This is a genomic window from Gilliamella sp. ESL0250 (genome assembly GCF_013345045.1).
In the GTDB taxonomy this organism is placed as follows: Bacteria; Pseudomonadota; Gammaproteobacteria; order Enterobacterales; family Orbaceae; genus Gilliamella; species Gilliamella apicola_H.
Genome location: NZ_JAAEDV010000008.1, coordinates 99,735 through 113,539 on the forward strand (window position 1 = coordinate 99,735; position 13,805 = coordinate 113,539).

The 13,805-nt window shown below is 37.9% G+C and carries 12 protein-coding genes, 1 tRNA gene and 1 other annotated feature; of the genes, 7 read left to right on the forward strand and 6 right to left on the reverse strand.

All coding sequences use genetic code 11. From position 1 onward, the window contains the following. Window positions 1–168: 168 nt before the first annotated feature. The 3 genes from GYY69_RS07810 to GYY69_RS07820 all read right to left on the reverse strand — a co-directional run bounded on the left by GYY69_RS07810 (window position 169) and on the right by GYY69_RS07820 (window position 1,433). Window positions 169–375: a hypothetical protein gene (locus GYY69_RS07810; protein ID WP_174797168.1), complete on the reverse strand. Its 207-nt coding sequence runs from the start codon at window positions 373–375 to the stop codon at window positions 169–171. Window positions 376–441: 66 nt separating this feature from the next. Then, on the reverse strand, window positions 442–945 hold the full coding sequence (locus GYY69_RS07815) for a hypothetical protein (protein WP_174797169.1): 504 nt from the start codon (window positions 943–945) through the stop codon (window positions 442–444). Between the two features lie 416 nt (window positions 946–1,361). Next, a tRNA-Arg gene (locus GYY69_RS07820) sits at window positions 1,362–1,433 on the reverse strand. A gap of 126 nt (window positions 1,434–1,559) precedes the next feature. Between GYY69_RS07820 and GYY69_RS07825 the strand changes: the two genes are divergently transcribed. After that, entirely contained in the window at window positions 1,560–2,318 is a 759-nt protein-coding gene (locus GYY69_RS07825; RefSeq protein WP_174797170.1) for an MlaA family lipoprotein, read from the forward strand. A 119-nt stretch (window positions 2,319–2,437) separates the two neighbouring features. On the opposite strand, the gene GYY69_RS07830 is transcribed toward GYY69_RS07825, so the two are convergent. Next, a complete protein-coding gene (locus GYY69_RS07830) occupies window positions 2,438–3,253 on the reverse strand; it encodes a TIGR03915 family putative DNA repair protein (RefSeq protein ID WP_174797171.1) in 816 nt (271 codons plus the stop codon). A 3-nt stretch (window positions 3,254–3,256) separates the two neighbouring features. Further along, window positions 3,257–4,522, reverse strand: a complete 1,266-nt coding sequence (locus GYY69_RS07835) for a putative DNA modification/repair radical SAM protein (RefSeq protein ID WP_174797172.1) — start codon at window positions 4,520–4,522, stop codon at window positions 3,257–3,259. Between the two features lie 281 nt (window positions 4,523–4,803). On the opposite strand from GYY69_RS07835, the gene fabB reads away from it, so the two are divergent. Continuing rightward, a complete protein-coding gene (fabB, locus tag GYY69_RS07840; RefSeq protein ID WP_174797173.1) occupies window positions 4,804–6,015 on the forward strand; it encodes a beta-ketoacyl-ACP synthase I in 1,212 nt (403 codons plus the stop codon). A gap of 1,230 nt (window positions 6,016–7,245) precedes the next feature. Here the strand turns inward: fabB and GYY69_RS07845 are convergent. Beyond that, a protein-coding gene (locus GYY69_RS07845; RefSeq protein ID WP_446718891.1) for an IS3 family transposase occupies window positions 7,246–8,318 on the reverse strand; the annotation gives its coding sequence in 2 pieces (ribosomal slippage) (window positions 7,246–8,078 and window positions 8,078–8,318; 1,074 coding nt in all). A 383-nt stretch (window positions 8,319–8,701) separates the two neighbouring features. Continuing rightward, window positions 8,702–8,826: a sequence feature (His leader region), on the forward strand. A gap of 38 nt (window positions 8,827–8,864) precedes the next feature. On the opposite strand from GYY69_RS07845, the gene hisG reads away from it, so the two are divergent. From hisG to hisH, 5 genes are read left to right on the forward strand one after another with little or no spacing between them, the layout of a single operon-like run. Next, entirely contained in the window at window positions 8,865–9,764 is a 900-nt protein-coding gene (gene hisG / locus GYY69_RS07850) for an ATP phosphoribosyltransferase (RefSeq protein WP_174797174.1), read from the forward strand. A 4-nt stretch (window positions 9,765–9,768) separates the two neighbouring features. Beyond that, on the forward strand, window positions 9,769–11,064 hold the full coding sequence (gene hisD / locus GYY69_RS07855; protein ID WP_174797175.1) for a histidinol dehydrogenase: 1,296 nt from the start codon (window positions 9,769–9,771) through the stop codon (window positions 11,062–11,064). Window positions 11,065–11,079: 15 nt separating this feature from the next. Further along, window positions 11,080–12,138 (forward strand): histidinol-phosphate transaminase, encoded by a 1,059-nt coding sequence (gene hisC, locus GYY69_RS07860; RefSeq protein WP_174797176.1) that lies wholly within the window; start codon window positions 11,080–11,082, stop codon window positions 12,136–12,138. Window positions 12,139–12,146: 8 nt separating this feature from the next. After that, window positions 12,147–13,214, forward strand: a complete 1,068-nt coding sequence (hisB, locus tag GYY69_RS07865; protein ID WP_174797177.1) for a bifunctional histidinol-phosphatase/imidazoleglycerol-phosphate dehydratase HisB — start codon at window positions 12,147–12,149, stop codon at window positions 13,212–13,214. Then, window positions 13,215–13,802 (forward strand): imidazole glycerol phosphate synthase subunit HisH, encoded by a 588-nt coding sequence (hisH, locus tag GYY69_RS07870; protein ID WP_065639092.1) that lies wholly within the window; start codon window positions 13,215–13,217, stop codon window positions 13,800–13,802. The last annotated feature ends 3 nt before the right edge of the window (window positions 13,803–13,805 follow it).

Genomic DNA, 13,805 nt, shown 5'->3' on the forward strand with positions numbered 1-13,805 from the left:
GATTGTAAACAACTGTAAATAACGAAAATGATAAAGATCGGTAATAGCCTAAAAAAAACCATCCATTAGTTTATTGATTTTATATTATTTTTTTGTTCTCAAACAACCAATCACCTTACCATTCTAAATGCTTAAAAACAAACCAGTATAAATTTGCTTCTAAATCTATCAATAATTTGAGCTCAATTGCCTGTTATCGGCTCTGGTAATGATTACCCTTGATGACGGCGTAGCCCCGACGACACCATTACAATCATCTTCATCTAGAGCTTTATTACGACAAACCCCATTGGTGAGGTCTTTTACTTGCGGAAGTCGATAGTCTAAATCATCATACCAATCGGTATGGGTAGGAGTCCCATCAACTCCTACCATTACCGAGGTGCTACGGATCAAGAACCACTTCTGTAATACAAATCCATATGTTACGACTTCATTACCCTATCTATCTCTACCCACTAACTCGAATGTCTGTGGTAAATTTGGCTTATAAATTAGATCTGAATAAGTTAGATGGTGGCTGTGCCGAACGTCATAGTCATCGTCGTTTGGTTTAGGACCAGTTAAGGTAACTCGCGCCACATCTTCTGAACCATCAAGCCAACTATCCCAATAACTACTGGTTGTTTTCCTTGTCACAGTAGCGGTGATCCCCTCATGCGTAACTAGCTCCCATGTCAATTCAATTGGATCAATCCCCTCTATGTCTAAATCAAAATATAATCCATTAGCTCCCGTGGTCGGAAAATTGAGGGCGTATGATTCAGGGTTGACTGATTGCGTAAAAAATCCTTTGTTTGGATGCCATATGTCAGCAGGTCCAACTTGTGTATTTTTGCCGTAATTCAGGTTAGGTCTGACAAATTTGATAATAGGTGATGGTGGTAATATTATTGCATCACTACGATTAACCACTCGGACATTTTTACTGGTTAATGCCTGCAAATTCCATTAATACGGCAATAATAACAGAATCAACGCCAATAGGATTTTTGAGAATGATTTCAATAATAATTTGAGGGATAACTTCGAGGATATAAACGAGTAAAGTGTAAAAACTGGTCTTAAACCGCCTACACGGAGGTGAAGCCAATATACTATAATCCCATTTCGCAAAAGGCAAATAGGATTTTTGTTTTACAAAACCCTTTTTTATAGGTTGCTTTTAATTTATTGTTTTTATTTATTTTTATTTATTGATAAAAAAAGGGTTAGCTGGATTTTAGATTTTTTAGTAATGCGTAAATTTAACCACTAAGAAATAGTTGAGTAGAATTTTGACTTTATTGTTTTTAATCCAACTTATCAAAACTCATTATAAACCAATATATAAAAATTAATTGTGCACTTCTAACTAATCTTGACCCCAGCAGGAATCGAACCTGCAACTAGCCCTTAGGAGGGGCTTGTTATATCCATTTAACTATGAGGTCATTGGAGTACTTATTCTAATAAATTTGAAAAGATAATGCCATTTAAATAACGAAAAATTTTCTATTTTTAGTAATCATGATACAATCGCATCATCTTTAACCTTATTACTTTTAATCAAAGATACTATGAAAAAACGAATAGTTGGTATGATGTTTTCGGTAATGGCGCTCACAGGTTGCGCCTCTTATCAGTCCGAAAACAATTCCTATAGTGATCCGTTATCTGGCTTTAACAAAACCATGTTTAATGTTAACTACTATGCGCTTGATCCTTATATTTTGCGTCCTACGGCAGTCGCTTGGAAAGATTACGTCCCTTCCCCTGTTCGTACAGGTGTGGTTAACTTTTCCTCTAACCTTTCTGAACCCGCTTCAATGGTGAACAACTTATTACAAGGCGATGTTCATAAAGCTGGCACGCATTTAGCACGATTCTTTTTAAATACCGTTTTCGGTTTTGCGGGTTTGATGGATGTTGCTAGCATGTCAGATCCTCAATTACAAAAAGGTGGCAAACGGAGTTTTGGTGATGTTTTAGGTCATTACGAAGTGCCTTATGGTCCTTATGTTGTGCTACCGTTTTATGGTTCAGCAACGTTAAGAAACGAAGGTGGTAGCGTAGTTGACTCTCTTTATCCACCGCTTGTTTGGTTAGATTGGCAGTGGGCGTTAGTGCGTGGTGCATTTGACGGTATTGAAGCGCGTGCAGTGGCGATTGAGTATGAAGATTTAATTAAAAATAGCGATGACCCTTATAACTTTATGCGTAACGCTTACTTCCAACGTAATGACTTTGTAGCATCGGGTGGTAAAGTGGACGAAAGCAAGCAAAAGCAACGTGAAGAATCGATTAATGATGTTATTAATGATATCGATTCACAATAGCTTTAATTAAATTATGCTGTTGTGTTAAATCGAGCTAATAAATAAACCGCCATTAATTGGCGGTTTATTTATGGTCTTTTATTTATGATGACGCTAATTAGTCACTTTTATTTGCCTATCTATTTCAATATTGGTTTCATTTCTGGCAGATAATGCCAAAATCGGCTTGGCATTTGTTGCCGTTGTAATTTAGGATTGATGCGTTCTTTGATGGTTAACGCATTGCAATAGCGTAACCACATGGTTTGAAATAATGCTTCGTCTTCGGTTAGATAATGTTGATTAACTTGGCTGTTGATAATCAAATCATCTTTATTAATAAGCGAAACTGGTTCAATACTGTGTAAATTATAAATATAACCATATTCACGCTTTTCGTCATATATTGCCCATTTTTGATCGGCAAAGCGCTCTTTAAAAAATTTAAGCACCAACGGCAAAACATTATAAATAGGTGCAATAATCGAAAAATAAATTTTATCATCCCTATCGTTACGCTCAACAACACCTTTAACAGGATTATTAATAGCATTAAAGCGTACAAATTGCATCACACGATGCCGTTCTCGGCTCACTTTTTTAGCAATATCATGCACAGTTAACACATCTTGATCGGCAAAATCAGTTTCGATTGATTTAGAGGATTTAAATACCTTACAAATGTAACGAAAAACGATTAAATCACTTTCAGGCAATTCCGATAGCCAAACATACATCAAATGACGAAGCGCAACTTTGCTAATCTTGTTAATTAATGCTACGCGTACTCGTTCATATTTTACATCGCAAAATTCGACATGATGCCTATCAGACACTAACAACGGTTCGACCTGCCCTGTGGTTAATAAGCATTCAGGCATTTTTTTGAATTTAAAAGCATCAAACACAGCACAAAGCAAGCTTTCAAAGCTCTTATCATAATAAAACGCTAACATGTTTTACCAACCCATCACTAATTGCTGTGGAATATTTGTCTGTTTATCTTCTAGCAAAGGCGGATCTTGCAACGTAAGTCGGATATATTCGGCCGATGAATTGAGTAATTTGAATTTTTTCATCTCATGACAAACAACAAAAAATTGTGCACGTTTTAAAACAACGCCAATGCGTTTAAGCGCGTCAAGAGTAAGCTTTCGATGACGCCTTGCCATCACAATTAACTTGGCAGACTTAACTCCAATGCCTGGCACTCGTAATATTTTTTGATAACTATCACGATTAACATCAACCGGAAAAAACTGCGGATTGCGGATTGCCCAAGCCAATTTGGGATCGACCGTTAAATCCAGATCTGGATATTGATCGTTAACTATTTCATCGACATTAAAATCATAAAAACGCAATAACCAATCGGCTTGATATAAACGGTTTTCGCGCACTCTTGGTACTTCTTGCACAACAGGCAGCCGTCTATCGTAGCCATTTACCGGAATAAATCCCGAATAATAAACTCGCTTCATAGTTGGTCGTTTATAAAGTTTGGCGGTTAATTGCAAAATTTGCTTATCCGACTCATCTGTCGCACCAATAATAACTTGAGTACTTTGCCCAGCAGGTACAAATTTGGGTGTGGATCGAAATTTTTTGCGATCTTCAATATTTTCTAACACATTTTGATGAATTTGGCGCATAGGTTGATAGATACTTTGATGATCTTTATCAGGCGCAAGTAATTTAAGGTTTTCTTCGGTTGGAATTTCTAAATTGACACTCATCCTATCAACTAATAAGCCAGCTTGATTAATTAGATCATTACTCGCACCAGGGATCGCTTTCATATGTATATAGCCATTAAAGCCATGCTCATCACGTAAAATCTTTACCACTCTAATCATTCTTTCCATGGTGTGATCTGGGCTTCGAACAATCCCCGAACTGATAAATAAGCCTTCGATATAATTACGGCGATAAAATTCAATGGTCAAATTGGCCAGCTCGCGCGGGGTAAAGCCTGCTCTTGGAATATCATTACTTTGTCGGTTAATACAATAAGCGCAATCAAACATGCAATAATTTGTCAGCATAATTTTAAGTAACGAAACACATCTTCCATCGGCAGTAAAGGTATGGCAAATACCAGATTTATGTGCATTACCGATACCTTTAGCTTTATTACTTCGTGATGCACCACTTGACGAACAAGAAATATCATATTTTGCTGATTCGGCTAATATCTCAAGTTTGGTTATCATTTTTTCGGACATATTTAACTCACCAAAAACACTGTTTATTTATACAGTTTACAGCAATCATATAAAGCTTTGCAAGCAAATATTACAGACTAAAACAACCATCATCGATACCGCTTTTAGCAACTTTTTATGAGGTTATAATTGATTTAATTGCTTTATTTATATAAATAATCAAATCAATATCAGAAGATCAAAATAAAAAACACGGCAAGGTATTGTTCAGCTTACAAGTGTACGCTATAATCAACGCACTTTTTTGTATGAAGCCAGATAACTTAGGAGCTAAATAGTAAATGAAACGTGTTGTTATTACAGGGTTAGGAATTCTTTCAAGTATTGGGAATAATACTAAAGAAGTTTTAGAATCACTAAAAATCGGTCGTAGCGGTATTACCTTTTCCCAAGAAATGAAAGATAGCGGAATGCGTAGCCATGTATGCGGGAATGTCAAGCTCGACACGACAGGACTGATTGATCGCAAAGTTGTTCGCTTCATGAATGACGCTTCTATTTATGGTTATCTAGCTTTACAACAAGCCATTGAAGACGCAAAATTGACTCCAGAACAAGTCTCTAACCCTCGCACTGGTTTAATTGCTGGTTATGGTGGCTCAACCAAAACACAATACAATGTCGTTGCTGGCATGAAAGAAAAAGGCCTACGTGGTGTTGGTCCTTATGCTGTAACCAAATCAATGTCATCGGCGATTTCGGCTTGTTTAGCAACCCCATTTAAAATCAAAGGGATTAGCTATTCAATGACATCTGCTTGTGCAACATCAGTTCACTGTATTGGTCACGCTGCAGAACTGATTCAACTTGGCAAGCAAGATATCGTTTTTGCCGGTGGTGGTGAAGAACTGTGCTGGGAAATGTCATGCGAATTCGACGCCATGGGTGCTTTATCAACCAAATATAACGACAACCCAGAAAAAGCATCACGCGCTTATGATAAAAATCGTGATGGTTTTGTTATTGCAGGTGGTGCGGGCATGGTTGTTGTTGAAGAATTAGAACATGCCCTTGCGCGCGGTGCTCATATTTATGGTGAACTTGTTGGCTATGGTGCAACATCAGATGGGCATGATATGGTTGCCCCATCAGGCGAAGGTGCAATGCGTTGTATGCAACTTGCTATTCAAGATTTAGATGTTCCGGTTGATTACATCAACACCCACGGCACATCAACCCCAGTGGGTGATGTCAAAGAGTTATGGGCAATCAAACAAGTATTTGGTGATAACATTCCAGCGATTTCATCAACCAAATCAATGACAGGTCACTCATTAAGTGCAACTGGTGCACAAGAGCTTATTTATTCATTATTAATGTTAGAACATGGTTTTATTACACCAAGCATTAACATTGATGAACTTGATGATGCAGCAATTGGCATGAACATTATTACCGAACCAACCGAGCGTGAACTTACCACAGTCATGTCAAATAGCTTTGGTTTTGGTGGTACAAATGCCTCAATTGTCATGAAAAAATACAAGGGTTAATAAGTAAATTTAATTGATACCAATCAATAAAAAACCGTTCCATTGAGAACGGTTTTTTATTAACGTAGTCAGATGTTAAACAATCTTGCAAGAGCTTGCTTAGTTACTGAATCAAAAACTTAAAACAGTGAAAGCCATTATCACTATTTTAACTACTTAAGCAATTATTAATCGTTATAACTGTTATACCCTCCCTGATCAGTTGTCGGCACATTTTGATGCCAGATTAATAACAGTATTGACTCTTGGGGATTGTCAAAATTGAGATACCTTTTCAATAAAATCATTAAAGCTTGGCTAGTTTTTTAGGGGGATTTTTGGTAAAAAATGTAAATATTGCGGTAAATTAAGCTTTAGGGAAATATTGAAATTATTCAATATTTTTTATTTTATAGAAATAATTTGGGAACGTTTAGGGTTCGAATGTTTAACTTTTGGTGGGCAGTTCAAAATCCACTAAAAACCTCTTTCATCACAGGAATTTTGATCACTGCGTGATTCCTATCCTTTACTAATTGGCATTTAACGAATCACCTTGGAACGCACATCCCTGTACGTCCAAGGCTCATTATGTTCCTGCAAATGTCTATGTCAATTAACTCTCTCGACAAAACTTAGCCTTTAGAGATTCCAGAAAAATCATCAAAAACTAGTTAGGTATCATATTGATTTTATTGTTACTTTTATCGGGGTATTTTTGATTTATCAGCTTACAACAAAAAACAACATTGTATGAATTTGTTCCATGTGTGAAAAAATTTAATTTCAATATTAAACCTTTATCGAATGTTAAGTTTAACTTGACAAGATTTCATGAAACGAAGTCCGATACTAATGAAAAGGACAGGAGCTATACTATGAACGCACAAAAAATGAATATCAAGCAATTATTAAAATTAAATAATTCTCATATTCGTGCCAATTATTTATATTGACAATAGACTTGAATAAATTTCGGTGCAAACTCTTTCTTTAGCTTCTTTAGCAAAAAAATTGGCACTAGGATAAAATTTGATATATTGAATATTATCGTTATAGTTTAGTTATGCTATATATCACTACTTAGGAATATCAAGGCATTTAACTCCGATGAGTAAAAATGAGGTTAGTATGATAATACATTGACGCAAACAACATTTGAAGCCATCAAAAGCGAATACTGATAAAAACCGAAAATTACAACAAGCTTGTGTAAATACCCCAAACCTAGTACACAACTCACGTAGAAAATCATGCTGCTTGTTTTAGTGTTTTATACTCAATCGGTGTCATGTTATTTAACGCCTCATGCGGTCTTTCGGTATTATAAATCGTTAACCATTCTTCGGTTATTCTCCTTGCTTGTGCTAAGTTGTTAAAAAGATATAAATCGAGTACTTCAGTACGATAGGTACGATTAAATCGTTCAATATAGCCATTTTGATAAGGGCTACCGGGCTGGATATAATCAATGGTTATATCATGGGATTTAGCCCAGTTTATAAAGGTTTTTCCTGTAAATTCTGGTCCATTATCGACTCGTATTTTTAATGGATAGCCATGATATTCAGCCAGTTTATCTAAGTAACGGGTAACTCTCCCTGCCGGTAAGCTTACTGCAATATCAATGCCTAGCGCCTCACGATTAAAGTCATCGATGACATTGAATGTCCTAAAGCGACGTTGATTACCACTACTATCACTCATAAAATCCATTGACCAACATTCACCTTGTTTATTGGGTACTAATAACCTTTCCGGGCATCGTGGAGGAATGCGTTGTTTACGCTTTACCCTCAGATTAAGCTTTAATTCACAATACACCCGTTTATGATTCCATTTATAGCCGAGCTTTCTGATGCGATTAAAGCATTTAGGAAAGCCCCAGCGTAAATGCCGGTCTGTGATAGCATTCAACACCGAAACAATCACCGAATCATCCAGTAACTTAGCTTGATAATAATAAGCACAACGGCTTAAGCCAACAATGGCACAACTCATAGCAATAGTAACTGAATGATTTTGTTGTAGTTGCTGTGCCCACGTTTTACGTGCCTTTGTGGGCACTAAAGCTTTTTTATAATTTCTTCCTGAAGCTGGGATTTTAAGCTCAGTTCGGCAAACATCTGTTTAAGCTTACGGTTTTCAGCCTCCAGCTCCTTTAAGCGTTTGATGTCCGAAGTTTCCATTCCGCCGTATTTTTCCCGCCATTTATAGAAAGTTGAATTACCCATGCCATATTTACGACAGAGCTCCTTGACAGGAATACCCGCTTCAGCTTCTTTTAAAAAAGCGACGATCTGATGTTCAGTCATTTTTTTCATAATTAAATCCCCTTTACTTTTATCATAGAGAATTTTCTACTTTTTTGCTGTACTATTTTAGGGGATAGTTACACTGTAGTTATCGAGTTTTATAAAATTACAGGCTATGATTGTTACTTTATAAAAAGTTACTTTAATGAACCTCACTTAAATCTGTTTCTAAAAAAATTGAGTTTTATTGTCGTCATAAAGTTAATCATCAATTAAAACAAATTGTCTAATTGACATAAATCGCATCTACTGGTTATTAAATAATTATTTAAAATCGAAAAAAAAAGTTGCGAGTAGGCAATTTCTGTTATATTTTGTTCAATAGATTTAATTATTAACTCAGTTAAAGGTTTTTATTTTATGATTTGTTTTTGCGTTTTTGTGACTAAACATCATCATCACCATCATTCCTGAATAGTCTTCGGGCGATTGGTGCTGGAAGACGTTGATCTTCCGGTGATATCGCAAAAGCAAGCAGAGAACCCTCGGAAGATCAAACTTCCGAGGGTTTTTTGTTTGTGGTTTATAAATTTTTAGATAACTTTGGAGAAAGATATGTTGGATAATTCGCGTTTACGCATTGCGATGCAAAAATCAGGTCGTTTAAGTGATGAGTCAAAAAAATTACTGGCACAATGTGGCATTAAGATTAATCTACAAGAACAACGGTTAATTGCTTTTGCCGAAAATATGCCCATCGATATCTTGCGAGTTCGAGATGATGACATTCCCGGTCTGGTGATTGATGGCGTTGTCGATATTGGGATTGTCGGCGAGAATGTATTAGAAGAAGAAGTATTAGACCGGCAAGCCGAAGGCGAAGATCCACAATTCAAAAAATTACGCAGTTTAGATTTTGGTGGTTGTCGTTTATCGATCGCAGCACCTCGTGATTTTGAGTATACAGGACCAGAATGTTTAAATGATTTGCGTATTGCCACCACTTATCCTCACCTGCTACGCCGTTATCTTGCACAATATAATGTTACCTTTAAAACCTGTTTGCTTAATGGTTCGGTCGAAGTTGCACCGCGCGCAGGACTTGCCGATGTGATTTGTGATTTGGTTTCAAGTGGCGCAACACTTGAAGCAAACGGTCTTAAAGAGATCGAAGTTATCTATAAATCAAAAGCCTGTTTAATCCAGCGCCAAGGCGAAATGCCACCAGTAAAACAAGAGCTGATTGATAAAATCATGACTCGAATTCAAGGTGTCATTCAAGCACGTGGATCCAAATATATTATGCTACACGCCCCAACCGCCGTTTTAGAAGATGTAGTTGCCCTGCTTCCAGGGGCAGAAAATCCAACTATTTTACCTTTAACCGGTGAACAAAATCGTGTGGCGCTACATATGGTGAGCAGTGAATCACTCTTTTGGGAAACTATGGAAAAACTAAAAGCATTAGGCGCCAGCTCAATTCTGGTCTTACCAATTGAAAAAATGATGGAGTAATAATATGAAACTCTCTTATTGGCAACAATGTACAAATGAACAACAAATAGCGCTATTAACACGCCCTGCTATCACGGCCTCTGATTCGATTAGCAAATCAGTAACAGATATTTTGGCTCAAGTTAAACAAAATGGCGATGAAGCATTAAAAGCGCTTAGTAACAAGTTCGATAAAGTCCAGATCACGCAAATTAAATTAACTCAAGATCAAATTAAAGCTGCAACTTGCCGAGTTAATCCTGAATTGAAACAAGCTATGCAACTTGCTGTTTCTAATATCGAAAAATTCCACCAAGCACAAGTAAAACAAGCCATTATAGTTGAAACAATGCCGGGTATAAAATGTCAGCAAGTGACTCGCCCAATCGATTCTGTTGGTCTGTATATTCCGGGTGGTTCGGCCCCTTTATTATCAACCGTGTTAATGCTGGCAATACCAGCTAAAATTGCGGGTTGTCGTAAAGTGATTTTATGTTCGCCGCCACCGATTGCGGATGAAATATTATATGCAGCTGAACTTTGTGGCGTTACCGAGATTTATCAACTTGGTGGAGCTCAAGCGATTGCTGCTATGGCATTTGGTACTGAATCGGTGCCTAAAGTGGCTAAAATTTTTGGTCCAGGCAATGCTTACGTTACCGAAGCCAAACGCCAAGTAAGTCAACGTCTTGACGGTGCCGCCATTGATATGCCTGCGGGTCCTTCTGAGGTGCTGGTTATTGCTGATAGTTCGGCAAACCCTGATTTTATTGCTGCCGATCTATTATCACAAGCCGAACATGGCCCTGATTCGCAAGTGATTCTGCTTACCCCTGACGAGGTCATTGCGCAAGCGGTATCAATCGCCGTCGATAAGCAACTTGCCCAACTATCGCGCAAAGAGATTGCGGAAAAAGCCTTGAAAGAGAGTCGCTTAATTGTAACGAAAGATTTAACTCAGTGCATTAACATCAGCAATCGTTATGGTCCCGAACACTTAATTATTCAAACAGCCAATGAGGATGAATTAGTTGAACAAATCACCAGTGCTGGTTCAATATTTTTAGGCAATTGGTCGCCTGAATCAGTCGGTGATTATGCTTCTGGGACTAATCATGTACTGCCAACATATGGCTATACCGCAACATATTCTAGCCTTGGGCTGGCTGATTTTCAAAAAAGAATGACAGTACAAAAATTATCGCCAGAGGGCTTAAAAGCAATCGGAAACGCTGTCGAACTTATGGCCGAAGCCGAACAACTCACCGCCCATAAACACGCGGTAACTTTACGCCTAGCGGCATTAAATTCAATGGGTTAAAAATAGGTGGATAACATGGATATCAATAAATTAGTCAGAAAAAATATTCAGAAACTAACGCCTTATCAATCCGCCCGTCGGATTGGTGGTAATGGTGATGTGTGGCTCAATGCCAACGAATACCCTGTTGCCCCACATTTTGAATTAACCGAACAAACCTTAAACCGTTACCCAGAGCCACAACCAGAAAAAGTGATTCAGCGTTATGCTCAATATGCAGGTGTACAACCCGATCAGTTAATTGTTAGCCGCGGCGCTGATGAAGCTATTGAATTATTAATGCGTGCATTTTGCGAGCCTGAAAAAGACAGCATTTTGTACTGCCCACCAACTTATGGCATGTATCAAGTGAGTGCTGAAACGTTAGGCATAAAAACCAAAACAGTCCCAACCAAAGCCGATTGGCAGCTTGATCTTGAGGGTATCGAGCAGCATCTTGATGGCGTTAAACTGATTTATGTCTGTTCACCAAATAATCCAACGGGTAACTTAATTGATCCTGAGGATATTAAGGCGTTGCTCAATATTACTAACAATCGTGCTTTAGTGGTGATTGATGAAGCTTATATTGAGTTTTCCCCTAACTCAACGGTGGTGAGTTGGCTTGCTAACTACTCTAATTTAGTGGTGTTACGTACACTATCAAAGGCATTTGCTTTAGCGGGATTACGTTGTGGTTTTACGATTGCGAATAAACCGGTGATTGATGCATTACAAAAAGTCATTGCCCCCTATCCACTCGCTACCCCCGTGGCCGATATTGCGGCACAAGCGCTGAGTAAAGATGGCATTAATGCCATGAAGTTGCATGTGATCAATTTGAATAGACAAAAAGAAAAATTTGCCGGCTTACTCGCTCAATTACCTGTTGTTGAAAAAGTCTATCCAAGTTCATCCAACTATTTATGCGTAAAGTTCCAAGATAATAAGGAAGTTTTTAATGCTTTATGGAATAAAGGGATTATCTTACGCGATCAAAGCAAGTCGATTGGCCAAAATAATATGATTCGAATCACCATTGGCACCCAAGCTGAGTGTGAAGCAGTAATTTCTGCGCTCAAGGCAATAAAATAGGAGCAAAAATGTTACAAAAATACTTATTCATTGATCGAGATGGCACATTAATTACCGAACCGCCGATTGATTTTCAGGTTGATCGGTTTGAAAAATTAGCATTTGAACCTCACGTAATCCCTGCTCTGCTTAAACTACAAGCAGTAGGATACAAATTAGTGATGGTCACCAACCAAGATGGGCTGGGTACTAACCGCTATCCACAAGCAGATTTTGATGGACCGCATAATCTAATGCTGCAGATTTTTAAATCACAAGGCATTAATTTTGAAGATGTGCTAATTTGCCCTCACTTTCTAGAGGATAACTGCGAATGTCGTAAACCTAAAATCCAATTAGTATTACCTTATCTTACTAGTGGTAAATTGGACAAACAAAATAGCTACGTTATTGGTGACAGGGTCACTGATATTCAGTTGGCTGAAAATATGCAAATCAAAGGGTTACGATATCATCCTGAAAATTTAAATTGGCACGAAATTGCGCAACGATTAACCTCCGCTGATCGCTATGCTAAAGTTGAACGCAATACTAAAGAAACGAAAATATTAGTCGAAGTATGGCTAGATCGCCAAGGTGGTAGTCAAATTAATACGGGAATTGGTTTTTTTGATCATATGCTCGATCAAATTGCTACACACGGCGGTATTAAGCTCAATATCCAAGTAGTGGGTGATTTGCATATTGATGATCACCACACCATAGAGGATACTGGACTGGCGTTAGGCGAGGCACTTAAAATAGCACTCGGCGATAAACGTGGCATTACGCGTTACGCATCTGTTATTCCAATGGATGAGTGTTTAGCCAAGTGTGCAATTGATATTTCAGGGCGCCCTTATCTTAAATTTAAAGCCGAGTTTACTCACCAAAAAGTAGGCGATATGAGCACACAAATGGTTGAGCATTTCTTCTACTCACTGAGTTATGCTATGGCTATCACGTTACATATTGAAACCGAAGGCAATAATGATCATCACAAAGTTGAAAGTTTGTTTAAAGCCTTTGCGCGTACATTAAAGCAAGCAATCAAAATTGAAAGTGATCGATTGCCAAGTTCAAAAGGAGTGCTATAAATGAAGATTGTCATTCTTGATACTGGCTGCGCTAATCTTTCATCGGTCAAATATGCTGTGCAACGGTTAGGTTATGATCCAATAATTAGCCTTGATCCTGATGTCGTGCTAAGTTCAGACAAACTGTTTCTACCAGGCGTAGGCTCAGCAAGTTCAGCTATGCAAAAACTAAAAGAACGCAATTTAATAGAGCTTATCAAAGTTTGTACACAACCAGTATTAGGGATCTGCCTTGGTATGCAACTTTTAGCAAATTACAGCAATGAAGGGCATGTGCATACTTTAGGAATCATCCCTGAAAACGTTGTTGAAATTCCTGATTATGGTCTACCTTTGCCACACATGGGGTGGAATCAAGTCTACCCAAAAGCCGGCCATCATCTTTTTCGAGATATTCCTGATGACGCTTATTTTTACTTTGTACATGGATACGCGATGCCACTATGCTCAGCAACAATAGCAGAAACCAATTACGGCGAAAGCTTTACCGCTGCCGTACAAAAAGAAAACTTCTACGGCGTGCAATTTCATCCAGAGCGTTCTGGCTCAGCCGGTGCAAAATTGCTCAAAAACTTTTTGGAGATGTAACAA

Coding starts and splice junctions, on each gene's coding strand:
- GYY69_RS07835 (WP_174797172.1), bottom strand. CDS start 4,522: ATGTCCGAAAAAATGATAACCAAACTTGAGATATTAGCCGAATCAGCA.
- hisH (WP_065639092.1), top strand. CDS start 13,215: ATGAAGATTGTCATTCTTGATACTGGCTGCGCTAATCTTTCATCGGTC.
- GYY69_RS07830 (WP_174797171.1), bottom strand. CDS start 3,253: ATGTTAGCGTTTTATTATGATAAGAGCTTTGAAAGCTTGCTTTGTGCT.
- GYY69_RS07825 (WP_174797170.1), top strand. CDS start 1,560: ATGAAAAAACGAATAGTTGGTATGATGTTTTCGGTAATGGCGCTCACA.
- GYY69_RS07810 (WP_174797168.1), bottom strand. CDS start 375: ATGGTAGGAGTTGATGGGACTCCTACCCATACCGATTGGTATGATGAT.
- hisB (WP_174797177.1), top strand. CDS start 12,147: ATGTTACAAAAATACTTATTCATTGATCGAGATGGCACATTAATTACC.
- hisD (WP_174797175.1), top strand. CDS start 9,769: ATGAAACTCTCTTATTGGCAACAATGTACAAATGAACAACAAATAGCG.
- fabB (WP_174797173.1), top strand. CDS start 4,804: ATGAAACGTGTTGTTATTACAGGGTTAGGAATTCTTTCAAGTATTGGG.
- hisC (WP_174797176.1), top strand. CDS start 11,080: ATGGATATCAATAAATTAGTCAGAAAAAATATTCAGAAACTAACGCCT.
- hisG (WP_174797174.1), top strand. CDS start 8,865: ATGTTGGATAATTCGCGTTTACGCATTGCGATGCAAAAATCAGGTCGT.